The sequence below is a fragment of the Mesorhizobium sp. USDA 4775 genome (assembly GCF_054062655.1).
The window spans coordinates 4,621,888-4,644,041 of record NZ_JBSSFM010000001.1; the positions used below are offsets into that span (position 1 = coordinate 4,621,888).

General features: G+C 63.7%; 23 protein-coding genes, 2 pseudogenes and 1 riboswitch. Of the genes and pseudogenes, 11 read left to right on the forward strand and 14 right to left on the reverse strand.

Annotated elements, in window-relative coordinates:
• Positions 1-14: 14 nt before the first annotated feature.
• The 5 genes and pseudogenes from ACVILI_RS22595 to ACVILI_RS22615 form a co-directional block, all read right to left on the reverse strand.
• Positions 15-1,419 (reverse strand): annotated as a pseudogene (locus ACVILI_RS22595) (FAD-binding oxidoreductase).
• Complete coding sequence (locus ACVILI_RS22600; protein WP_038647433.1) at positions 1,419-2,720, reverse strand: cytosine deaminase; 1,302 nt, start codon at positions 2,718-2,720, stop codon at positions 1,419-1,421. The pseudogene ACVILI_RS22595 and the gene ACVILI_RS22600 overlap by 1 nt, the downstream one beginning before the upstream one ends.
• Before the next feature lie 4 nt (positions 2,721-2,724).
• On the reverse strand, positions 2,725-3,573 hold the full coding sequence (locus ACVILI_RS22605; protein WP_038647435.1) for an ABC transporter permease: 849 nt from the start codon (positions 3,571-3,573) through the stop codon (positions 2,725-2,727).
• Positions 3,560-4,384, reverse strand: coding sequence for an ABC transporter ATP-binding protein (locus tag ACVILI_RS22610; protein ID WP_240564642.1), 825 nt, complete (start codon positions 4,382-4,384; stop codon positions 3,560-3,562). Before ACVILI_RS22610 ends, ACVILI_RS22605 begins: the two co-directional genes overlap by 14 nt.
• 12 nt (positions 4,385-4,396) lie before the next feature.
• Positions 4,397-5,401, reverse strand: coding sequence for an ABC transporter substrate-binding protein (locus ACVILI_RS22615; protein ID WP_038647443.1), 1,005 nt, complete (start codon positions 5,399-5,401; stop codon positions 4,397-4,399).
• A gap of 265 nt (positions 5,402-5,666) precedes the next feature.
• Between ACVILI_RS22615 and ACVILI_RS22620 the strand changes: the two genes are divergently transcribed.
• From ACVILI_RS22620 to ACVILI_RS22635, 4 genes and pseudogenes are all read left to right on the forward strand, one after another.
• Positions 5,667-6,050, forward strand: coding sequence for a RidA family protein (locus ACVILI_RS22620; protein WP_019858748.1), 384 nt, complete (start codon positions 5,667-5,669; stop codon positions 6,048-6,050).
• Between the two features lie 54 nt (positions 6,051-6,104).
• Entirely contained in the window at positions 6,105-6,908 is an 804-nt protein-coding gene (locus ACVILI_RS22625) for a creatininase family protein (RefSeq protein ID WP_038647444.1), read from the forward strand.
• Between the two features lie 175 nt (positions 6,909-7,083).
• The gene (locus ACVILI_RS22630; protein ID WP_027046965.1) at positions 7,084-7,338 is read left to right on the forward strand and encodes a type II toxin-antitoxin system ParD family antitoxin; all 255 of its coding nucleotides are present in this window, start codon (positions 7,084-7,086) and stop codon (positions 7,336-7,338) included.
• Positions 7,338-7,635: pseudogene (locus tag ACVILI_RS22635) on the forward strand (type II toxin-antitoxin system RelE/ParE family toxin). Before ACVILI_RS22630 ends, ACVILI_RS22635 begins: the two are co-directional and overlap by 1 nt.
• Before the next feature lie 24 nt (positions 7,636-7,659).
• Here the strand turns inward: ACVILI_RS22635 and ACVILI_RS22640 are convergent.
• Positions 7,660-8,169 (reverse strand): tyrosine phosphatase family protein, encoded by a 510-nt coding sequence (locus tag ACVILI_RS22640; protein ID WP_038647446.1) that lies wholly within the window; start codon positions 8,167-8,169, stop codon positions 7,660-7,662.
• On the reverse strand, positions 8,166-9,212 hold the full coding sequence (gene cobD / locus ACVILI_RS22645) for a threonine-phosphate decarboxylase CobD (RefSeq protein WP_084791571.1): 1,047 nt from the start codon (positions 9,210-9,212) through the stop codon (positions 8,166-8,168). The genes ACVILI_RS22640 and cobD overlap by 4 nt, the downstream gene beginning before the upstream one ends.
• On the opposite strand from cobD, the gene cbiB reads away from it, so the two are divergent.
• Positions 9,211-10,185, forward strand: a complete 975-nt coding sequence (gene cbiB, locus ACVILI_RS22650) for an adenosylcobinamide-phosphate synthase CbiB (protein ID WP_038647448.1) — start codon at positions 9,211-9,213, stop codon at positions 10,183-10,185. The genes cobD and cbiB overlap by 2 nt on opposite strands.
• On the opposite strand, the gene cobO is transcribed toward cbiB, so the two are convergent.
• From cobO to ACVILI_RS22670, 4 genes are read right to left on the reverse strand one after another with little or no spacing between them, the layout of a single operon-like run.
• On the reverse strand, positions 10,182-10,811 hold the full coding sequence (cobO, locus tag ACVILI_RS22655) for a cob(I)yrinic acid a,c-diamide adenosyltransferase (protein ID WP_038647450.1): 630 nt from the start codon (positions 10,809-10,811) through the stop codon (positions 10,182-10,184). The genes cbiB and cobO overlap by 4 nt on opposite strands.
• A 1-nt stretch (position 10,812) precedes the next feature.
• Entirely contained in the window at positions 10,813-11,328 is a 516-nt protein-coding gene (gene cobU, locus ACVILI_RS22660; protein WP_457102618.1) for a bifunctional adenosylcobinamide kinase/adenosylcobinamide-phosphate guanylyltransferase, read from the reverse strand.
• Positions 11,321-12,127 carry a CbtA family protein gene (locus tag ACVILI_RS22665; protein ID WP_038647452.1) on the reverse strand — a complete coding sequence of 269 codons (807 nt, stop codon included), beginning with the start codon at positions 12,125-12,127 and terminating at the stop codon, positions 11,321-11,323. The genes cobU and ACVILI_RS22665 overlap by 8 nt, the downstream gene beginning before the upstream one ends.
• A 15-nt stretch (positions 12,128-12,142) precedes the next feature.
• Entirely contained in the window at positions 12,143-12,322 is a 180-nt protein-coding gene (locus ACVILI_RS22670; protein WP_038647454.1) for a CbtB domain-containing protein, read from the reverse strand.
• A 33-nt stretch (positions 12,323-12,355) separates the two neighbouring features.
• Positions 12,356-12,553, reverse strand: a riboswitch (cobalamin riboswitch).
• Between the two features lie 131 nt (positions 12,554-12,684).
• On the opposite strand from ACVILI_RS22670, the gene ACVILI_RS22675 reads away from it, so the two are divergent.
• Positions 12,685-13,854, forward strand: a complete 1,170-nt coding sequence (locus tag ACVILI_RS22675) for an aromatic ring-hydroxylating oxygenase subunit alpha (RefSeq protein WP_038647456.1) — start codon at positions 12,685-12,687, stop codon at positions 13,852-13,854.
• A gap of 3 nt (positions 13,855-13,857) precedes the next feature.
• Here the strand turns inward: ACVILI_RS22675 and ACVILI_RS22680 are convergent, their stop codons facing one another.
• On the reverse strand, positions 13,858-15,057 hold the full coding sequence (locus ACVILI_RS22680; protein ID WP_019858762.1) for an MFS transporter: 1,200 nt from the start codon (positions 15,055-15,057) through the stop codon (positions 13,858-13,860).
• A gap of 354 nt (positions 15,058-15,411) precedes the next feature.
• Here ACVILI_RS22680 and ACVILI_RS22685 point away from each other — a divergent pair, with 354 nt between their 5' ends.
• Both ACVILI_RS22685 and ACVILI_RS22690 read left to right on the forward strand, forming a co-directional pair.
• Positions 15,412-16,410 (forward strand): heparan-alpha-glucosaminide N-acetyltransferase, encoded by a 999-nt coding sequence (locus ACVILI_RS22685; RefSeq protein WP_019858765.1) that lies wholly within the window; start codon positions 15,412-15,414, stop codon positions 16,408-16,410.
• Positions 16,407-16,883 carry a methyltransferase family protein gene (locus tag ACVILI_RS22690; RefSeq protein WP_019858766.1) on the forward strand — a complete coding sequence of 159 codons (477 nt, stop codon included), beginning with the start codon at positions 16,407-16,409 and terminating at the stop codon, positions 16,881-16,883. The genes ACVILI_RS22685 and ACVILI_RS22690 overlap by 4 nt, the downstream gene beginning before the upstream one ends.
• A 6-nt stretch (positions 16,884-16,889) precedes the next feature.
• Here ACVILI_RS22690 and ACVILI_RS22695 read toward each other — a convergent pair whose 3' ends face one another.
• Complete coding sequence (locus ACVILI_RS22695) at positions 16,890-17,276, reverse strand: MerR family transcriptional regulator (protein WP_006203215.1); 387 nt, start codon at positions 17,274-17,276, stop codon at positions 16,890-16,892.
• A gap of 133 nt (positions 17,277-17,409) precedes the next feature.
• Positions 17,410-18,822, reverse strand: coding sequence for a magnesium transporter (mgtE, locus tag ACVILI_RS22700; RefSeq protein ID WP_240564640.1), 1,413 nt, complete (start codon positions 18,820-18,822; stop codon positions 17,410-17,412).
• Between the two features lie 424 nt (positions 18,823-19,246).
• Between mgtE and ACVILI_RS22705 the strand changes: the two genes are divergently transcribed.
• The 3 genes from ACVILI_RS22705 to ACVILI_RS22715 all read left to right on the forward strand — a co-directional run bounded on the left by ACVILI_RS22705 (position 19,247) and on the right by ACVILI_RS22715 (position 22,151).
• Entirely contained in the window at positions 19,247-19,867 is a 621-nt protein-coding gene (locus tag ACVILI_RS22705; RefSeq protein WP_019858768.1) for a response regulator transcription factor, read from the forward strand.
• A 123-nt stretch (positions 19,868-19,990) separates the two neighbouring features.
• Entirely contained in the window at positions 19,991-21,181 is a 1,191-nt protein-coding gene (locus ACVILI_RS22710; RefSeq protein WP_240564639.1) for an aminotransferase class V-fold PLP-dependent enzyme, read from the forward strand.
• A 13-nt stretch (positions 21,182-21,194) separates the two neighbouring features.
• On the forward strand, positions 21,195-22,151 hold the full coding sequence (locus ACVILI_RS22715) for an HpcH/HpaI aldolase/citrate lyase family protein (protein WP_038647462.1): 957 nt from the start codon (positions 21,195-21,197) through the stop codon (positions 22,149-22,151).
• The last annotated feature ends 3 nt before the right edge of the window (positions 22,152-22,154 follow it).

Sequence of the window (22,154 nt, forward strand, 5' to 3'; positions counted from 1 at the left end):
CGTTCGTCATTGCATCACCCCGCCCTCTGCAGCCCCTTGAACAAGAAAGTGCGGCCCGAGCGATAATCATAGTCCGGATTTTCCCAGGCGATCATCTTGCCGGGATTGAGCAGGCCTTGCGGGTCGGTCTCGCGCTTGAAGGCGAGTTGCACGGCATCCGTCTGCTTCATGCCACCCTCCTCCAGCGTGTAGCGATGCGGGTTGAAGATCGGGCAGCCATTTTTCTCATGCAGGCGAACGATCTCGTCGAGCCGCGCCTCGGTGGTGAATTTTACCAGCGGCAGGCCGAAACAGGTGATGTTGCCGTCCAGCCGCACGAATTCGAGATGCGAAAACACTTCGCCGGGAAACATCGCGTCCATTTTCTCGACCAGCGCCACGCTGATTGGGAAACGGATAGAGCGACTGCAGATAGGTGATGTCGGGATCGACGCGCAGTCCCCTCAGCGTGGTGTGGTTCCAGGCCAGCTCATAGGCCGGCGGCAGACCCTTTTTCTCTTCGGGCGTCGCGGTCGCGGCGTTGAAGACCACCTCGCCGCCAGCGCGCCGGGTGAAGGCGAGGAACGCATCCAGCCCATGCTGCGCCACCATGACGACGCAAATGCTCTGGCCCTCCCTGAAAAACTTCTGGTGGCGCTTGAAATAAAGCTGCGGCACGGGTGCGGCGATCGGCGTGATCAGCTTGGTCAGGATGCCGTCCTGGCAGGCCAGCGCATTGCCGTAGCGCGCCGCGTCCATGAAGGCATCGAAGCCGACAATGACATCGATCCACTCATAGGCCGCCGTCAGCGGCATCTCGACTTCCGTGATGATGCCGTTGGTGCCGTAAGCGTGGGTCACCTTGTGCAGATCCTCGCCGGTGAGTTCGAGCGCCTTCGGCTCTGCCTCCATCGTCACCACGCGCAGGCGCAGCACATTGCCGAAATCGCGCAACCCGCCGAAATTGATCGAGCCGACCCCGCCAGAGCCGCCGGCGATGAAGCCGCCGATCGAGGCGGTGTTGTAGGTCGAGGGCGAGAGCCTGAGCTCCTGCCCGGAATGCGCGCGTGTAGCCTTGTCGATATCGGCCAGAATAGCACCAGGCCCCGTCACCACGCGCCCCGGCGCGATCGACTTGATCTCGTTCATCTCGGCAAGATTGAGCACCACGCCGGCTGACAATGGCATCGCCTGGCCGTAATTGCCGGTGCCGCTGCCGCGCGGCGTCACCGGCACGCCATGCCGATGACAGGCGGCGAGCACGCGGATCAGCTCGGCCTCGGTCTTCGGCGTCACGATCAGGTCGCCGGTGACATGGTCGAGCTGCTGTTTCAGCACCGGGCTGTACCAGTAGAAATCGCGGCTCTTCTGCTGGACGATGGCCGGATTGTCGTCGAGTTTCAGCCCGTCGAGATCGCGTTTGAGCGCCGAAACGTCCATCATTCCACCATCAGTTCATCGAGTTCGGCATAGTCGGGCAATTGCCGCTCGATCGCGCGGCCGCCGCGCACGACGATGCGATCCGATTCGGGCCGCGACAGCAATTCCGTCCAGCTTCGACCTTTGAACAGGATGAAATCGGCATCGCCGCCGGCCGCAAGCGTGCCAAAACCATCGAGCCGCATCACCTTGGCCGGCGTGGCAGTGACCGCTTGCGGCCAGTCGGCGACCGGATGATCGAAATGCAGGATGCGCGTCGCCATGCGGTAGACCTCCAGCATGTCGAGATCGCCATAGGCGTAGAATGGATCACGCGTGTTGTCGGAAGCGACGGCGACAGGAATGCCCCTCGCCTTCATCTCGTGCAGCAGCGTCACGCCACGCCAACGCGGCGTGGTCTGGTCCCCGCGCCGATCCTGCAGATAGAGATTGCACATCGGCAGCGACACCACCGCCAGCCCGGCCTTCGCCACCTTGTCCAGCGTGTCCAGCACCTCGAGATCGGGCTGCCGCGCCAGCGAACAGCAATGGCCGACGAGGATCTTGCCTTCGAAACCATTCCATAGTGCTGCCTCGGCGATCTTCTTCAGCGAGATCGCCGCAATGTCGTCGGTCTCATCGGCATGGAAATCGAGATCGAGTCCATGCTTGATCGCTTGCGCGAAGACATGATCGAGCAGTTCTTCCAGGTCCGGCACCATATAGGTGACGACGCCGAGCACGCCCTTGGCCGCGGCCACCCGTTTCGCCAGCCTGTCGAACCACTTCTTGTCGCGCACGCCCTCGATGCCGAGCAGACAGGCGCCCTGCAACTCGATGCGGCCGCGCCAGGCCTCGCGCACCGCCTCGAACACCGGCCAGGAGATTTCCTCCTGCGGCGCGACGCTGTCGAGATGGGTGCGCAGCGCTTTGGTGCCATGCGCGTAAGCCGAGCGCAGCGAGAAATCCATGCGTTTGGCCAGGTCCTCGGCGCTCCAGCGCGCGGCGCGGTCGGCGCCCGCGGCATTGAGCGCGCCCATGAATGTGCCGTCGGGATTGGGCTTTCGCGGCCAGATATGGCCCTTGTCGATATGGGTGTGGCAGTCGACGAAGCACGGCAGCACGATACGACCGGCAAGATCGATAGCCTCCGTCGGTGCCTTCGATTTGCCATGCGCCGCAATGCTGGAGATCTTGCCGTCGGCAATAGCAATGTCGACCAGCGTGAAACCGTCATTGTCGTAAGTCGCGGCAAGACCCGACATCAGTGACCGGTGAACGCGGGCATTGGCAAGCCGGTATGAAGCTGAGTCCGGAATCAAGGCACTACCGCTCCTGCTTCAGCGCGCTTTCGTGCCAGCGCCTGAGAATAAGATGCGAAATCAGCGACAGCACGAGGAAGATGAGAATGCCGGTCAGCGAGATCAGGAACAGCGCCGCGAACAGTCTTGGCGCGTTCAGCCGGTAGCCGGCCTCGATGATGCGCGAGGCGAGCCCCGACGACTGGCCGGTGGCCCCGGCGACGAACTCGGCCACCACGGCGCCGATCAGCGACAGGCCGCCGGCGATCTTCAACCCGCCGAGAAAATAGGGCATCGCCGCCGGCAGCCTGAGATAGCGCAACTGCTGCCAGCGCGTCGCGCCATTGAGCTTGAACAGATCGCGCAGATTGCGGTCGACCGAATTCAGGCCGAGCGTGGTGTTGGACAGGATCGGGAAGAAGGCGACGATCCAGGCGCACAGCAGAAGCTTGGTCGTCTGGTTGTTCACATAGATGTTGATCAGCGGAAAGATCGCCACGATCGGCGTCACCTGCAGCACGATAGCGAACGGGAAGAACGACATCTCCACCCATTTCGATTGCGCGAACAGCACCGACAGGCCGACGCCGCCGATGACCGCCAAGGCCAGGCTGAGAAAGGTGATGCGCAAGGTGACCAGCAGCGAGGAGAACAGCAGGCCGGCATCGTTGTAGAGCGTCTGCAGCACGACGCCGGGGCGCGGCAGGATATATTGCGGGATCTCGTTCCAGACGCAGATGCGGTCCCACAGCCAGATCGCCAGGATCATTATCGCCAGCGGCAGCAGCCAGCGGCCGACCCGCTCGAGCCGCTCCTGGCGCACACGGCGCGCTTCCTCGGGGTCGAGTTTCAACGTGCCGTCAATGACCGTCATGATGCGGGCCCGCTGTTGAATTGATGGCATTGACCAGCACGTCGGAGGCCTGACGGCAAAGGGCTGCATAGTCCGGCGAGGTGCGAAACGCCTCGTCGCGCGGATAGGCCGCCTCGATGGCGAGTTCGTCGAACACCCGGCCCGGCCGCGCCGCCATGACGACGACCCGGTTGGACAAAAACACGCTTTCGAAAACGCTGTGGGTGACGAAGACGACGGTGAAGCGTTCGTCCTGCCACAGCTCCAGAAGGTCGTTGTTGAGCTTGAAACGGGTGATCTCGTCGAGTGCCGCGAACGGTTCGTCCATCAGCAGCACGCGCGGCTTGGTCACCATGGCGCGCGCGATCGAGACGCGCATCTTCATGCCGCCCGACAGTTCGCGCGGCACGGCGTCTTCGAAGCCGGTCAGGTGAACCCGCGCCAGCATTTGCGTGATCGCCGGGGCGGCCTTGGGGCGGGAAATGCCTTTCAGCCTGAGCGGCAGCCAGACATTGTCGAAGACGCTGGCCCAGGGCAGCAGCGTCGGCTCCTGGAAGACGAAGCCGATATTGGCGCGGTCGAGCGAGCCGCCGCCGCGCCAGTCAAGCACGCCGGAGGTCGGCGTCGACAGGCCGGCGATCAGCCGTAGCGCCGTCGACTTGCCGCAACCGGACGGCCCGAGCAGGCTGAGGAAATCGCCTTCCCGGATCGTCAGGTCGACATTGCTCAGCGCCGTCACGCCGTTGGAAAACACCTTGCCGACGCCGCGCAGCGCCAGCAAGGTCGGAGCGACGTCCGATGCCGGCGCTCGCGCCACCTTTTCCCCTATCATGCTCAGGCTGGCCTATTTCTTCAGGTCGAGCCCGACGCCCTTGTTGACGAAGGCCAGCGTGTAGGCCTTCGTAGTGTCGATGCCTTCCGGCGTAACCTTGGCTTTGACCATCTTGTCATAGAAACTCTTGATGCGCGCGTCGGTCATGGCGCCGATGCCGAGTTTCTCGGTATCACCGGAATCGGCAAGGCCGAACTTCTTCATCTGCTCGATCGAGAAAGCAATCTGCTCGTCGCTCATGTCAGGGTTGTCTTTCTTGATCATGTCGTTGGCGGCCTTGTTGTCGCCGTAGAGGTACTTGTACCAGCCCTTGGCCGAGCCATCGACGAAGCACTGGACCACCTCCGGCTTCTTGTCGATCGTGTCCTGCATCACCTCGATCGTCGTCGAGTAGGTGTCCCAGCCATAGTCGGCGAGCAGGAACTGGTTCGGAACGAAGCCGCCTTCCTTCTTGACCGCGAACGGCTCCGAGGTGACGTAGCCCTGCTGGATCGACTTCTTGTTGGCGAGGAAGGGAGCGGTGTTGTAGGTGTAGGGCGCGCGCTTGGCGGCGTCGAAGCCGAGTGCGGTGACCATCCACTGGAAGAAGGTCTGCACGCCTTCGTCACCCAGTATGTACTGGTCGGCGTTCTTCAGGTCCTCCCATTTGTCCAGCCCCTCGCCGGGATGGGACATGATGACCTGTGGGTCCTTCTGGAAATCGGCCGCCACCACGCGCATCGGAATGCCTTGCTGGACGGCGTCGAAAGCCGACAGCAAGTTGCCGCCCATGTAGAAATCGATCTTGCCGGCAAGCAGCATCGGCCGGCCGCTGACCTGCGGTCCGCCCTGCATGATGGTGACATCGAGGCCGCAGGCGGCATAGGTGCCGTCCGCCACGGCCTGATAGTAACCGCCATGTTCCGGCTCGGCCAACCAGTTGGTGCCGAAGGTGACTTTTTCATTCGCCGCGGCCCCCAGCGTGCCGGCCGCCAGCAGGGCCGCCGCCGCTACCGAGATCTTCCGTTTTGCATACATCGACAACCACCCTCTGTTTGCTCCGGCGCCACGCGCCAGGCTCGACACCAAAGATTCAAGAAGCAAGACACATGCCACCGGCGGCTCGCGCCGGAACCCGCCCGCCTGCACCACAGCCATCTGCGAAAGCCGGAAAGGTCGTGCTGCACCGAAGGCATCGTGCCTATTTTTTGAACGCCTGTCCACAATCGCACCAGCGACATCCCAAGCCATCTTGAAGCTGTAGTGAATACGGCCTTAGGCTGACGGCATCCAGGAGATTGCCATGTTCAGATTCCTCACCCCGAAGTCGATCAAGCCACCCTTTGCCCGCTACAGCCACGGCGTCGAAGTGCCGGCGGGCAAGCGGCTGGTGCTGTGCTCGGGCCAGGTGGCGATCACGGCGGACGACCAGATTCCCGAGGACGCCGGCGCCCAGGCCGAACTCTGCTTCCGCAACATCGAGGCTATCCTCGGCGAGGCCGGGCTGGGGCTCGGGGACATCGTGCGCATCAACGCCTATGTCACCGACCGCGCCCATTTGCGCCCCTATATGGATGTCCGTGACCGGCTGTTTTCGAGCCCGGCGCCGGCCTCGACGCTGATGATCGTTTCCGGCTTTGCCCGTCCGCAATTCAAGGTCGAGGTCGAGGTCATCGCTGCCGGGTGATCGACAGCAGGCCTGTGCCGCGCTAGGTCTCACCGTTCATCGAAGAGGCATGACATGACCGCTGCAAAAAGACGCGTCTGGTGGGGAGACTACCGGACAACCGAATACGCCTCGATCGATCCGGAGGCGACGATCGCCGTTCTGCCGGTGGCCGCGATCGAGCAGCATGGACCGCATCTGCCTGTCTCGACCGACACCTCGATCATGAACGGCATGCTCGACACGGTGATCGCCCGCCTGCCCGACGATCTCGACATCCGCATCCTGCCGGTCCAGGCGGTGGGCAAGTCGAACGAGCACCTGCATGCGCCGGGCACGCTCACTCTGCCGGCAACGACGTTGGTCGAGGCCTGGACCGAGCTTGGCATGTCGATCGCGCGCGCCGGGGTGCGCAAACTCATCGTCGTCAATTCGCATGGCGGCAATGAAGAGATCATGGGCATCATCACGCGCGAATTGCGGGTGCGCGAAAAGATGCTGGCGGTGAAGACGAGCTGGCAGCGCTTTGGCCGCCCGGCCGGCATGTACACCGAACTCGAGGACCGCCACGGCATCCATGGCGGCGATGTCGAGACCTCGCTGATGCTGCATTTCCGGCCGGACCTCGTCGACATGGCCAAGGCCGACAATTTCGTTTCCAATGTCGCCAGGGCCGAGAAGGAATTTTCGCTGCTGCGCCACACCGGCACCCACGCCTTTGCCTGGATCGCCACCGATCTCAACCCGAACGGCGTGGTCGGCGACGCCAGCATTGCGACGGCGGAAAAGGGCCGGCTGACGGCAGAGCATCAGGCCGACGGTTTCATCAGCCTGCTGCGGGATGTGCGCAAGGCGAAGCTCGCCGACTGGCTGAAATAGGCGCCTAAGTCACAATCGCGCCTTCGCAAAACACTCCCGCATCAGTAGTGTCTCAGTTTGAATTTCAGCGACGCTTTCGAGACTCGGCAGTCCGCCTTGAACTGAGACACTAACCCCGCATCTGGATTTTTGACAAACTTTGCCAAAATGAACTGCGCGGGATATGGAGGCCGATATGGCAACAATGAACGTATCATTGCCTGATCCGATGAAGGATTGGGTTGAGGCGCAAACCGAAACGGGTCGCTACGCCAACGCGAGCGACTATGTCCGCGATTTGATCCGTCGGGATCAGGAGCGCAACGACAACATTGCCGCCATGCAACGCTTTGTCGATGACGGATTGAAGAGTGGCATCGGCAATCGATCCAGGGACGCGCTCTTTACTGAGGCAGTCAAGCGCGCTGGAAAGTCACCCGGCAACGGGTAATGGGATTTCGCCTTTCTTTAGCCGCGGAAGAGGACATCATCGGTATTGCCGAGCAAAGGGGTGCGCCTGTTCGGTGCTGTGCAGGCTAGACAGTATCATGACGAGTTGTTCGCGATCTTTGATCTGATCGCTGCCAGTCCCCGAATGGCACGGGAGCGGCTTGAATTGTCGCCACCAATGCGTATCCATCCCTTCAAAGCCCATCTTGTCGTCTACCGGATAGAAGTCGACGGCGACGTGTTCATTGTGCGGGTACGCCACGGGCACGAAGATTGGGCGAATGAAGGCACTCGATAGTCCTACAGCGATGCATGGGCACCGCTAGCCCATGATCTTCAGCTCGAACGGTGTGCCTTCGAACGCGTCGGCGCCGCGCCCGATCGACTGGATCGCCTCGATCATCCGGCCATTGCGCTCCAGCAGCGCGTCGGCCACGGCAATGAGCCGCGGATTGGGCGTCGCCGAGGGCGACAGCGCCCGCAACGTCTGGGCCAGTTCGGCTTCGTCGCGTTTCGGCGACAGTGCGGCGGCGATGATGTAGGCCGAAGCGGTCGAGCGGCTGATGCCGGCATAGCAATGCACGACCATGGGCTTCGCCCGATCCCAGCGGCGGGCGAAATCGAGCACGTCGCGGACATGCTCCTCGCCCGGCATGGTCATGCCGTCCTGCGCCACCACAATGTCGTGCATGACCAGATGCAGATGGTTTTCCCGGGCGATCGAGGCCGGTCGCACCACCTCGGTTCCGGCGGCGAGCAGCGACAGCATGCGGTCGGCGCCGGTCCTTGCCACCGTTTCCTCGACCTTTGCCAGCGAGCAGACATGGATCATTGTTTCGAGCCCTTCGATTGATCCTCGCGCCGCGACGCCCATTCGGCAAGAGCGGATTCGAGCCGCTGCCATTCCACCTCGCTCCCCGGCAGGCCGGCCCGCAACACAAACGGCCGGTCGTTGAAGTGGCGAAGCAGAATGCCCCTCTCGCCAAGCGCCGAAAACAGGCAGGCGGCATCCGGAAGGCTGATATAGCGGAACAGCGTGGTACCGCCCGCTACAGGCACGCCGAAACGGCCGAAGAGTGCGTCGAGCCGCGCCGCACCCTCGGCAAGTGATGCCCGCATTGCGTCCTGCCAGCCAATATCGGCAAGCGCGCGAATGCCGTATTCCAGCGCTGGGCCAGCGACGGCCCATGGCCCGAATTGCATTTCCAGCCGTTCGACGGTCGCGCTATCGGAAAGCGCGAAGCCAAGCCGCAGGCCGGCTAGCCCAAAGAATTTGCCGAACGAGCGCAGCACGACGAGGCCGCCTTGATCTGCATCTCCGGCGAGGCTGTGTTGGCGTGGGCCGACATCCATGAACGCCTCGTCGACGACCAGCAGCCCGCCTCTGGCGCGCAGCCCGGCGGCCAGTCCCAGCAGCCGGTCGCGCTCGATGACGCGCCCATCCGGGTTGTTCGGATTGACGATGACGGCAAGGTCCGTTTGCGCCAGCGCCGCAAAATCGCTGACTTCGCTCACCTGATGCCCCGCGATCGCCGCTGCGCGCGCATGTTCGGCATAGGTCGGCCCCAGCACCAGAGCCTTGCGGGGCCTGACCAGCGATGCCACGCGCGGCAGCAGGATCTGCGTGCCGGGCGCCGCGACGACATTGGCCGGCGACGGCGCGCCATAAGTGCTGGCCGCGATCTCCATCAGCTCACACGCCCGTGCCGCTTCCGGCAATCGCCACAGCGAGGTGGCGGGCAGGTCGAAAAGCGGGTAGGAGTGCGGGTTGATACCGGTCGAAAGGTCGACGAAAGGCAGAGGAGCGTTGGGGAAAAGCGCCCTCGCCCTGCCAAGACTCCCACCATGGTCCACCGCTCCATCAAGAAGCTTCATGTCTGTCCTGATCGCTTTCCTGTCACTGGCCGTCGAATTTGTCCTGGGTTACCCGGACTGGCTCTTCCGCGCCATCGGCCATCCGGTGACGTGGTTCGGCAGGCTGATATCCTTTCTCGACTTGAGGCTCAACCGCGCCACTGATCCCGACGCGTTGCGTCGCCAGCGTGGCATCCAGGCGCTGCTGATCATCGTGCTGGTGCCGGCGATGATCGGCCTTTGCGTGCAGCTTGTCCTGCTCTGGTTCGTACCCCTGGGGTTTTTCATCGCCGCGCTTCTGGCGACATCGCTGCTGTCGCAGAGGAGCCTCTACGAACATGTCGAGGCCGTGGCTGACTCGCTCGAATCGGGCGGCCTCGCAATGGGCCGTGTCGCCGTCTCGCGCATCGTCGGCCGCGATCCCGAAGCGCTCGACCGTGCCGCCGTCTGCCGCGCGGCGATCGAGAGCCTGGCCGAGAATTTTTCCGACGGCATCGTCGCCCCCGCCTTCTGGACAGGTGTTGGCGGGCTCGCCGGCGGCGCTGCCTACAAGGCCGCCAACACCGCCGATTCGATGATCGGCCACCGCACCCCCCGCCACGAGGCTTTCGGCTGGGCGGCGGCGCGCTTCGACGACTGGATCAACCTGCCGGCATCGCGGCTGACGGCGCTGCTGATCGTGCTGGCGGCTTTCCTGGTCAAGGACGCCGATCCCCGCAATGCCTGGCAGGCTGTGCGGCGCGATGCCAAAAAGCACCGCTCTCCCAATGCCGGCTGGCCGGAAGCAGCCATGGCCGGCGCGCTTGGCCTGGCGCTTGCAGGCCCGCGCAGCTATGGCGGCATCGTGGTCGACGACGTCTTCATGGGCGAAGGCGGCCTCCGCGACGTCGACAGCGGCGACATCAGGCGGGCGCTGAAACTCTACCGCGTCGCCGATTATTTGCTGATCGCGTTGTTCGCCGTGGTTTCGGTCATCGCCGTTCTTGCGTTCTAGAACTCGATCCCCTGCTGCGCCTTCACGCCTGCCGAGAAGTGGTGTTTGGTCACGCCCATCTCGGTGACCAGATCGGCCGCCTCGACCAGCGCCGGCTTGGCGTTGCGGCCGGTGACGACGACATGCAGGCCCTCGCGGCGCGCCTTCAGCGCCGCAACCACCTTGTCGAGATCGAGATAATCGTAGCGCAGGGCGATGTTGAGCTCGTCGAGCACGACAAAGCTGATCGAGGGATCGGCGATCAACTCCAGTGCCTTGGCCCAGGCGGCCTCGGCGGCGGCGATGTCGCGCTTCAGATCCTGCGTCTCCCAGGTAAAGCCCTCGCCCATCGCATGCCAGACGACGCGGTCGCCGAAAGCGGCAAACGCATCCTTCTCGCCGGTGTGCCACTTGCCCTTGATGAACTGGACGACGCCGACGCGCTTGCCATAGCCGAGCATCCGCAGCGCCAGGCCGAAGGCGGCCGTGGTCTTGCCCTTGCCCGGACCGGTGTTGACGATCAGCAGTCCCTTTTCGACCGTCTTGCTCGCCACCTCGGCATCCTGCACCGCCTTGCGCTTGGCCATCTTGGCGCGATGGCGCTCTTCGTCCCGGTCCTCGGTGGGCTTGTTGTCGATGTCGGTCATGTCACTTCACCTTGAGCGGTAGCCCCGCCACCATCAGCAGCACCGTATCGGCGATCGCCGCGACCTGCTGGTTGAGCCGGCCGGCGTCATCGCGAAAACGGCGCGCCAGGGCATTGTCCGGCACGATGCCTTGCCCGACTTCGTTGGAGACCACGAACCAGGGGCCGCGCGGCCGCGACAGCACATCCGCCAGCCGCCGGCACTCGGCGCCGACATCGTGATCGGCCAGCATGTGATTGGTCAGCCACAGCGTCAGGCAGTCGATGAGCACCGGCTGGTTGTCCGGCAAGGCCTCGAGCGCGCCGGCAAGGTCGAGCGGCGCGTCGATGGTCGTCCAGCCTTCGCCGCGCCGCGAGCGGTGCAGCGCGATGCGCTCGCGCATTTCGTCGTCATAGGCTTGCGCGGTGGCAATATAGGTCCACGGTGACGGCAACGCCGTCGCCAGGATTTCGGCATGCGCGCTCTTGCCGGAGCGCGCACCGCCGATCATGAAGGTCAGCTTGTTGCGATCAGGCAAAGCTGTCGCGCAGGCTGGTCGCCGTGCCAGTGAAGCGTCCGCGCACCACGCCGACGACGGCGCCGAGGACCAGCCAGAACACCAGATTGGTCAGCGTCACCGCCACCACGAACTGGTGGTGCAGGCCCTCCGGGATCGGCGTCTCGAAGCTGTCGGGCTGCGGCGCGCCGACAATGTGCGGAGCAACGATCAGCGCCACGGCAAGGATGGCCAGCGGTAGCGACTTGCGGAATGCGATCAGGCCGAGCCCGATAGCGGTCGCGATCACGGTTGCCACCCACCAGATCTGGCGCTGCGTCAGGTCGGCGGCCGGCATGGCCGGCAGTTCCGGAGGCAGGCCGAGACCGGGCGCCAGTGTGAAGATGGCAAAGCCGGCCAGACCCCAGAACACGCCCTGGCGCCAATTGCCGATGCCGCCGGCGAATTCCGAAACCGCGACCAGGATCAGCGCGAAGCCTATGCCGGTGACGACATTGGACACCACGTTGAAGGCAAAGCGCTCGAAGCCGTCGGCCGGTGCCCAGCCTTCGTCTTCGGCCGGAGCGGCGGCTGCGGCCGGTGCCGGGGTCGCGGCGCTCATCGAATTTGCCGCCGGTGCGGCCGAACTCATCGCGTTGCCACTGGCGGCCCCAGTCGGCGCCGCGGCATGGTCATGGCTATAGCCGCCTTCGGCCTGTTCGTAGACTTCCGCCTTGAGGATCAGCGGTACGGTGGCATAGGCCTGCATGCAGGCAAGAACGACGCCGGCCACGAGCCCTGCGATCGCCGCGATGAACACGACGTTGCGAAACAGATTCATGATGTCAGATCCTCGTCAGTGGCAGGGAAACGCCATCGAATGCCGGTTGTCATGACCGGCATTGTGGACCGCTTCGATATGCGAGAAGCCGACAAAGCCGACGATGAAGGTGCCGAGCAGTGCGGCGAGCGCCAGCTGCATGAAGCGCGACTGCGAGGAGACGGAGGCGCCGAGGGAGACGGAAGCGGTATTCATATCTTGTCCTTTCACCCTCCACCCGAGGGCCTGTCAGTTTTGCCGTCGTCGGCAGGTCTCCTGGCTCACGGATCAGCGCCCTTCCCCACCTTCCCGAAGACGAACCTTCAGTGGCATATGGAGAGGACTACCGCACACAGTTGCGGGGGCAGCCACGGCATTGGGCAAGAATTTCGCCCGCACCGCATTCCCTCTTGGCTCCAAAACGGAACCGACGACTGCATGACTATAGGGAAAATCGCGACACGCGGCAAACCAAATTCCGCCGGCAAACAGCGCGATTGCGCCATGCCGTTTCCAGGCACGAGAATTGACAATTCTTCCTGCCGGGTGTCGGCTGGCCGCTTCACAGGAAGCCAGCCATGCAGCCCACTGCCAGCGAGCGCGCCCCTTACAATGGCCTGACCCAGGCCGAACCGACCCTGCCCTCATCGGCCTATTGGGATGGTGAGAAGTACCAGCGCGACCTCGATGCCATTTGGTACAAGAACTGGCTGCTCATCTGCCGCGAGGCCGATCTGGCCCAGCCGCTGGCCTTCCGCCGATTCCGCATCGGCACGCAGGACATCGTCGTGCTGCGCGACGACACCGGCGCGCTGCGCGCCTTCCACAACACCTGCCGCCACCGCGGCTCGCAGCTTTGCCAGGAGAGCGAGGGCCGGCTGAAGGCGCGACTGATCACTTGCCCCTACCACGCCTGGTCCTATTCGCTGCGCGGCGACCTCGTGCGCGTGCCGTCGAAATCCTTGCCCGATGGCTTCGACAAGGCCGACCATCCGCTCTACCGCGTCGCGCTCTCGGTGTGGCGCGGTTTCGTGTTCATCAATCTGCAGGAGGATGCGGCGGGCTCAGCGCAGGCATCCTTCGACCCGGCCTCCGGCAATCTCGGCAACTGGCCGCTGGAAACGCTGGTATCAGGCCATGTGCTGCGCAAGGTAACGCACTGCAACTGGAAGATCTTTTGGGAAAACTTCAACGAGTGCCTGCACTGCCCGGGCGTCCACAAGGACCTCTCGCGGCTGGTGCCGATCTATGGCCGCGGCCTGATGAGCCGGCACGACGATCCCGAATGGACGCGCCATGCCGACAATGACGCACCGGAATTTTCCGGCGGCCTGCGCGCCGGCGCCGAGACCTGGTCGCGCGACGGCCAGGTGCACGGGCCGGTCTTCTCCGGATTGACGCCAGCCGAACGCGCCGCCGGCCAGACCTACGCCACCAGCCTGCCCTCGATGTTCATCGTCGGTCATGTCGACTATGTCAGGACCGTACGCCTGGTGCCGCTCGGCCCGGAAGAGACCGAACTTGTCGCCGAGTGGCTGTTCGCGCCCGAGGCGCTGGCCGCGACCGATATCGACAACATCGTCGCCTTCGGCACACAGGTGCTGGAAGAGGACGCCGCCATCTGCGAGGTCAACCAGAGGGGCCTGCGCTCGATGCGCCACCAGGCCGGCGTGCTCATGCCCGAGGAGTATGAACTGCACCGCTTCCACAACTGGGTGCGCGAGCAGCATGCGGCACTTTCACCGTGATCCTCACAGAGACTTCGGCAGGTAACGCCAGGTCACGAACCCGCAAACCGCCGCCAGCAGGCCGAGCGTGACGAACACCGAGCCCAGTCCGAAGAAGGCCAGCACCACCGAATAGACCAGCGGCGGCGTCAGCTCGGAAAAATCGAGATAGGTGCGGTAGACCGCCGCCATCTGCGCCCGCTCATAGGAGCGCACCGAACGCATGAAGGCGGTCGAGCCCAACGCATCGAGCGCTATGGTGAAAAAGGCGCCGCACAACAGGAAGGCGCCGGTGAGCAGCGGCACGGTTTCGCCGACCGTGCCCGCCGCCAGAAGCATCGCCGACATGGCGAAATAGGCAAATGTCATGGTGCGCCGGCCGCCAAAGCGTTTTCCGGCCTTGCCCCAGAAGATCGCCATGAACAAAAGCGCGTTGCCGGCCGAAACCAGCAGACCGCCGGCCAGCTTGCCCTCGCCGGTGATCACCATGAACAGTGGCCCATAGACGAAGAACGTCGTCCAGAAGCAGGAGCGACCGAAGGCGATCAGCCAGGCAAGCCTCAATCTGGGCTGCGCGACGAAGCGGCCGATATTGGCGAGCGGATTGGCCGGCCGTGTCTTGCCGGGCCGGATCGACGGGTTGTCGCCCAGCCGATAGGTCCAGAACAGTGCGAGCAGGGCCAGCGCGAACACCGCCACCGCACCATGCGCGGCGTAGATGCCGAATCGCGTGTAGAGGAAGATGCCGAGCGTCGGCCCACCGGTCCAGGCGAGCATCGACCACGCCATGCGCAGCGATTCGGCCTGCATGAAGTCGGTCTTGCGGATGTGGTCCATGATGTAGAGATTGAGCGTGATCGAAAGTGCACTGGCGCCCATCACCCGGCACAGCATGCCCGCCAATTGCCCGGCCAGCGTATGGGTGACGAAGAACAGCGAGCCGATGGCGAGCAGGCAGGCGCCCGCGGTGTAGACCCAGCGCCGGGCAAAACGGCGGATCAGCATCGGCATGAACAGGGTCACCGACAGGCCGAGCAGCGCCACGATGGTGTAGAGGATCGAGACGATCTGCTCGTTGTGCAGGATCTCGTAGGCCTGGATCGGGATGACGCTCGACACCGTGGCGCGAGCGAAGGATTCGACAGCATAGAGCGAGGCGAAGGTGCGCGCATCCGCGGCCCTGAGGGCCGGAAGCCAGATCGGATGGCGCACATGGGTGGACATTGCTTCCCCAAAGCAGAATCACCGGTCAAATCTGCCTTGGCCGTTCCCGGACGATTAAGAGGAAACCGACGCATAGGCCGTGAAAAGCGAAGTCGGTCAACGACTTCCCGGCGCTGGCCCAAGGTGTGTTGAGATTCAGGTCAGGCCGAGCCGAAAATGGCGGTTTTCGAGAACTGGAGCGGAGCGGACATTCAGGTCCGTGAGCACCGGAAGCGCAGAAAGCCGCCGTTTGCAGGCCGGCATCACCTGAACATCGGCACACCTCAAAGCGTCGCTTGATCCGGTGCCCCGGCCTTCTTCTGTCCGGTCCAACCGTGATAGTTCTCACGCAGGGCTGAATCAGATCGCGAGACCATGACCATCCATACGCCGACCGCACCCGTTCCGGAGCCTTCGAAGCGCATCGTCGCCATAGACATCGTGCGCGGCGTCGCGCTGCTGGCCATGGCGAGCTACCATTTCACCTGGGACCTGGAATTCTTCGGCTATACCGATCCAGGCCTCACCGCCTTCGGCTGGTGGAAGATCTACGCGCGCTGCATCGCCTCGACCTTCCTGTTCCTGGTCGGCGTCAGCCTCTACCTCGCGCATGGCCAGCAAATCCGCTGGAACGGTTTCTGGAAGCGTTTCGCCATGGTCGCCGGAGCGGCGATCGCCATTTCGGTGGTCACCCGCATCGCGACGCCGGACGGATTCATCTTCTTCGGCATCCTGCACGAGATCGCGCTCGCCAGCCTGCTCGGCCTCGCCTTCCTGCGGCTGCCGGCCCTGCTGACGCTTGTCGTTGCGGCGCTGGTCATCGCCGCGCCCGTCTATCTGCGCTTCGAAGCCCTGGACCATCCCTGGCTGTGGTGGATCGGCCTGTCGGCGATCAATCCACGCTCCAACGACTATGTGCCGCTGTTTCCATGGTTCGGCGCGGTGCTTGTCGGCATTGGGGTGGCGAAACTCGTTTCAGCCTCCGGCCTGCGAGCTCGCCTGGCGAGCCTCATGCCCGGCCGCCGGGCCAATCCGCTGGTCTTCATCGGCCGCCACAGCCTCGCTTTCTACCTGATCCACCAGCCGCTGCTGATCGGCTGCGTCTGGCTGTTCTCGCAAGTCATGCCGGCCCAGGTCGAAACCGTGCAGGTCAATTTCCTCAAAACCTGCCAGCGCTCATGCGAGCAGACGCGCAACGCGACCTTCTGTTCGAGCTATTGCGGTTGCATGCTGACGACGCTCGAGGGCGAGGCCGCGCTTGATCGGCTCGAGAACAACGACCAGACTGCGGAATTCCGAGCGCATCTGGGCGATCTGGCCGCCAGCTGCACGGGCCAGACCGAGGACAAGATGGACGAGGGAGGAACGCAATGACCGAAACCCAGCCGAAGCCGGGTGTGATACCGTGGCCGCCGGTGATCTACGTCGCGGCAATCGCAATCAGCGTGATCCTTGGCCTGCTCTATCCGCTGCCCTGGATCGGCGACCTCCTGGGCGACGTGCTGTTTGCGGCCGGCTGGGTGGCGCTGTTCGGCGTCGCGGCACTGTGGTTCACCGCCATCCGCACCATGGTCCGGGCCAGGACGACGCTCAACCCCAATGCGGTGCCGGACCACCTCGTCACCACAGGTCCATTCGGCATTACCCGCAACCCGATGTATCTGGCCAACACGCTGCTTTTGATCGGCGTCGCCTTTGTCACGGGGATCGTCTGGTTCCTGCCGCTGGCGTTCATCGCCGCCTTCGCCACGCAGAAGGTCGCCATCGAGCGTGAGGAAAAGATGCTGGCGGCGAAGTTCGGCAAGAAATACCGGGATTACGCCAAAAGGGTGCGGCGCTGGATCTGAGCGGCGTTACGTATTGACGCCGAGCTCCACCAGCCGCTCGACGCAGGATTCCTCGGCCTGGTCGAGCTCGGCCAGCGTCTCCTCGAGGTCGCGGCGCTTCTGGCGCAGATCCTCACGCTTTTCCTCGATGCGCTTGATCATCAGCTTCAGCTGTCCGACCTCGCCCGGCGGCTCCTTGTACATCTGGATGATTTCGCGGATCTCGTTGATCGAGAAACCGAGCCGCTTTCCGCGCATGATCTGCCGGATGAGATGGCGGTCGGACGGGCGAAACAGCCGCGTGCGACCCCGCCGCACCGGTTGCACCAGCCCCTCGTCTTCATAGAAACGCAGCGTCCGCGTCGACACGTCGAATTCGCGGGTCAGTTCGGTGATTGAATAATATTCCCGCATTGTCGCTCCATGCCCGAACCCCGGGCAACGCCACGCGGCGCTGCCTCCCGTCCCGAACCAAACCCTTGCCCGCCGGAATCGACATGGCCCCCTCGCGAGCCTCGCACGGCATTTACGTAAAAGTCAATTGAGGCTACCTGACGCCGAACCACCAGCTTGCAAGGCCGAGGAAGGCGAAAAAGCCGACGCAGTCGGTGACGGTGGTGACGAAAACCGCCGACGCCACGGCCGGATCGATCTTGAACCGGTCGAGCATGAGCGGGATCAGGATGCCGGCAAGGGCGGCCGCGAACATGTTGATGATCATCGCCGCGCCGATGATCCCGCCCAGATTGGGATCGCGAAACCACAGCGCCGCGACGATGCCGATCAAAACGGCAAAGACGATGCCGTTGATGAAGCCCACACCCATTTCGCGGCGGATGATGCGGGCGGCATTGTAGATATCGAGATCCTTCGTCGCCAGCGCCCGCACGGTGACGGTCATGGTCTGCGAACCGGCATTGCCGCCCATGCCGGCCACGATCGGCATCAGCACGGCGAGCGCCACGATCCGCTCGATCGTGTGGTCGAACAGGCCGATCACCGATGCCGCCAGAAATGCGGTGACAAGGTTGACCAGCAACCAGGGAACGCGCGAGCGCGAGGTTGCAAACACCGTGTCGGAGAGTTCCTCGTCGCCGACGCCGCCCATGCGCAGCAGATCCTCCTCGGCTTCCTGCTGGATGACGTCGACGACATCGTCGATGGTCAGCACGCCGACCAGCCGCTCGTTCTCGTCGACGACGGCGGCCGACAAAAGATCGTACTGCTCGAATTCCCGCGCCGCCTCTTCCTGATCCATGGTCGCCGGAATGGCGTGCCGCGTCTCATGCATGACATCCTCGACCTTGACAGCGCGCTTGGTGCGCAGGATCTGGTCGAGATCGATGGCGCCGACAAGCTTGAAGGTCGGGTCGATGACGAAGATCTGGCTGAAGCGGTCGGGAAGGTTCTTGTCCTCGCGCATGTAGTCGATGGTCTGGCCGATGGTCCAGAACGGCGGCACCGCGACGAACTCCGTCTGCATGCGCCGCCCGGCGGTCTCTTCCGGATAATCGAGCGAGCGGCGCAGCCTGATCCGTTCGGTGAACGGCAGTCGCGACAGGATCTCGTCCTGGTCTTCCTTTTCAAGGTCTTCGAGAATGTAGACCGCGTCGTCGGAATCGAGTTCCTGCACCGCCTGCGCGATCTGCGCATTGGGCAGATGATCGACGATCTCCATGCGGATCGCTTCATCGACCTCGGTCAGCGCGGAGAAGTCGAAATCGGCGCCTAGCAGTTCGACCAGGGCTCGCCGCTGTTCGGGATGCAGCGCCTCGATCAGGTCGCCCAGTTCCGACTGGTGCAGATGGTCGACTTCATGCTTGAGGGTCGGCGTATCGCGGTCGGCGATCGCGGCGCCGATCTGCGCAAGGAAGGATGAAAGGACCGCACCGTCCTCGCCATAGATATCGGCGTGGGCGTCGTCAGCCGCCTTGGCGGAGATCGTCTGCTTGTCCTCCACCAGCGCCTCCCGCCATCCCGGAAAAATTGTGTCTCAGGTCTAGAGCATCGCAGCTTAAAGCGGAAACCGGTTTCACGGAAATCCGATGCATCTCGCCCGCAGACGCGATTCGGTTTGAGAACTTATCGCTCTAAGGCACGGAATATCAAACGAAACGCGCGCTCCACGCCACCCGGTGAGCATATCGCCGATGCCTGACCTGGCAATGCCTTTCCCGTCAGCAACCAGCCAATCCCGGCTTCAGACGGCGCGACAGCCGATGTCGCTGGGGAAAGAGCACCCCGGCGCGATTGGGGCAGAATTGTCATGACACGGGTCCAGGCCTGAAGCCTGGCCTTTGAGTTGCGGCACGACCAGCCCAGGACAAAGACGGCCCTTGAACAGCAAGCCCGGGAAAACGAGCAAGGCAATTGGCGACCGGCGCATGCGCATTGTCGTCGCCGAGCGCAACCCATTCGTCATATCGGCGCTGCGTGAAATGCTCGAATGCGACGGCCGTTTCGAATTGCTGAGCAGCGTTCAGAGCGGCAGGCAATTCCTGGATCTGGCGACGACGGGCGGGTTCGACGTCGCAATCATCGGCTGGAAGCTCGCCGACATGGACGGCGCGGATGTGCTGGCCGAGGTCCAGAGCCGCAAGCTCGACGTGCGCATCACCGTCTTTTCCAATGACCATGACATCGGCATCCTGAAGCAATGCGTGCGGCTGGGAGCGCAGGGCTACTGTTTCCAGTTCGACGATCCGGCCATCATCTTCGACACGATCCTGGCGGTCGCGCATGGCCGCATCTGCATCCCCTATATCGACATCAACAAGGTCAACGACACGCCGCTTGCGCAGCTCACGGTGCGTGAGCGCGAGCTGCTGGCGGTGCTTTCCGACGGCTGGACCAATCTGCAAATCGCCACGCGCACCGGCATTTCCGAGAACACGGTGAAGTACCACCTGAAGAATCTCTACGACAAGCTCGACGTCCGCAACCGGGCGATGGCCGTCGCGCTCTATGCGCGCGAGAGGCGTACCCAGAAGCAGCCTTTCGGGTAGGCCAACAGGGTAGGCTTTCCCCACCCGCGCGCGGCGAGATCTTACCCGCCAAGGTGTTGTTGGCTTTAGCCGTCGAAACGAAACTCCCCCCACCGCTTTGCTGGATCAGGAGGAGTTCGCACCATGGCCGGTTTCACCCATCTTTTCATTCCCGGACCGACCAACATCCCCGAACAGGTCCGGCAGGCGATGAACCTGCCGATGGAGGATATGCGCGCCGCGTCCTTCCCCGATCTCACTCTGCCGCTGTTCGAGGACATCAAAAAAGTCTTCAAGAACGAGACCGGCCGCGTCTTCATCTACCCGTCCTCGGGCACCGGCGCCTGGGAAGCGGCGATGACCAATGTGCTCAGCCCCGGCGACCGCGTGCTGATGTCGCGCTTCGGCCAGTTCTCGCATCTGTGGGTCGACATGGCCGAGCGCCTCGGCCTCGAGGTCGATGTCATCGACTGCGAATGGGGCACCGGCGTGCCGCTCGAACTCTATGCCGAGCGGCTGAAAGCGGACAAGGCGCACCGCATCAAGGCCGTCTTCTGCACGCAGAACGAGACGGCGACCGGCGTGACCAGCGATGTCGCCGGCTGCCGCGCCGCGCTCGACGATGCCAACCACCCTGCCCTGCTCTTCGTCGACGGCGTGTCGTCGATCGGCTCGATCGATTTCCGCCAGGACGAATGGGGCGTCGACTGCGCCGTCAGCGGCTCGCAGAAAGGTTTCATGCTGCCCGCCGGCCTCGGATTCCTCTCCGTCAGCAAGAAGGCGCTTGTCGCTTCACGGACCGCCACCCATCGGCGCTGCTTCTTCTCCTTCGAGGACATGATCCGCGCCAACGATGCCGGCTATTTCCCCTACACGCCGGCGACGCAGCTGTTGCGCGGCCTGCGCGCCTCGCTCGACCTGATCGCCGAGGAAGGGCTGGACAACATCTTCGCCCGCCATCACCGCCTCGCCGAAGGCGTGCGCAAGGCGGTCGATGCCTGGGGCCTGAAACTTTGCGCCAAGGCGCCGAAATGGCACTCCGATACAGTCAGCGCCATTCTGGTGCCGGAAGGCATCGACAGCGCCGACATCGTCAAGCGCGCCTACCGCACCTACCAGACATCGCTCGGCGGCGGCCTCAACAAGGTGATGGGCAAGGTCTTCCGCATCGGACATCTCGGCTGGCTGAACGAGGTGATGGTGCTCTCCTCGCTTTCGGCGGCCGAAATGGCGCTGCTCGATTGCGGCGTACGGCTGGCGCCGGGCTCGGGCGTCGGCGCCGCCATCCAGCATTTCCGTGCCTCAGCCGAGATATCTGTCGCCGAAGCGGCGTGAGAGGAACCCGACCATGAGCCACACCATCAACCATTTGAAAAAGTTGCGGCTGCAGCGCAGCGAGCTGGCGGTTCCCGGCTCCAGCCCGGAAATGATCGACAAGGCGGCCAACAGCGCCGCCGACTTCGTCTTCCTCGACATCGAGGATGCGGTCGCCCCGCCCGACAAGGAACGCGCCCGCAAGAACATCATCCAGGCACTCAACGACATCGACTGGCGCGCCAAGGGCAAGACCGTCTCGGTGCGCATCAACGGGCTGGACACCCACTACATGTACCGCGACGTGGTCGACGTCATGGAACAGGCCGGCGACCGGCTCGACACGATCCTGGTGCCGAAGGTCGGCGTGCCGGCCGACCTCTATATGGTCGAAGCCATGGTCAACCAGATCGAGATGGCCAAGGGTTACAAGACCCGGGTCGGCCTCGAAGCGCTGATCGAGACCGCGCTCGGCATGGCCAATGTCGAGGCGATCGCCGCGACGCCAGGCCGGCTGGAAGCGATGCATTTCGGCGTCGCCGACTATGCGGCGAGCTGCAAGGCGCGCACCGTCAACATTGGCGGCCTCAACCCCGACTATCCCGGCGACCAGTGGCATTTCGCGCTGTCGCGCATGACGGTTGCCTGCCGCGCCTATGGCCTGCGCGCCATTGACGGGCCGTTCGGCGATTTCTCCGATCCGGAAGGTTACATCGCCGGCGCCAGGCGCGCTGCGACGCTGGGCATCGAAGGCAAATGGGCGATCCATCCCTCGCAGATCGCGCTCGCCAACGACGTCTTCTCCCCGCCCGAAAAAGAGGTCACGCGCGCCAGGCGCATTCTTGAGGTGCTCAAGGAAGCCGAGGCTGAGGGCAAGGGAGCCGCCGCCCTCGACGGCAAGATGATCGACGCCGCGTCGGAACGCATGGCGAGGAACGTTCTGGTGGTCAACGAGGCCATCGAACGCGCCGGCCAAACCGCCACGCATTGACTG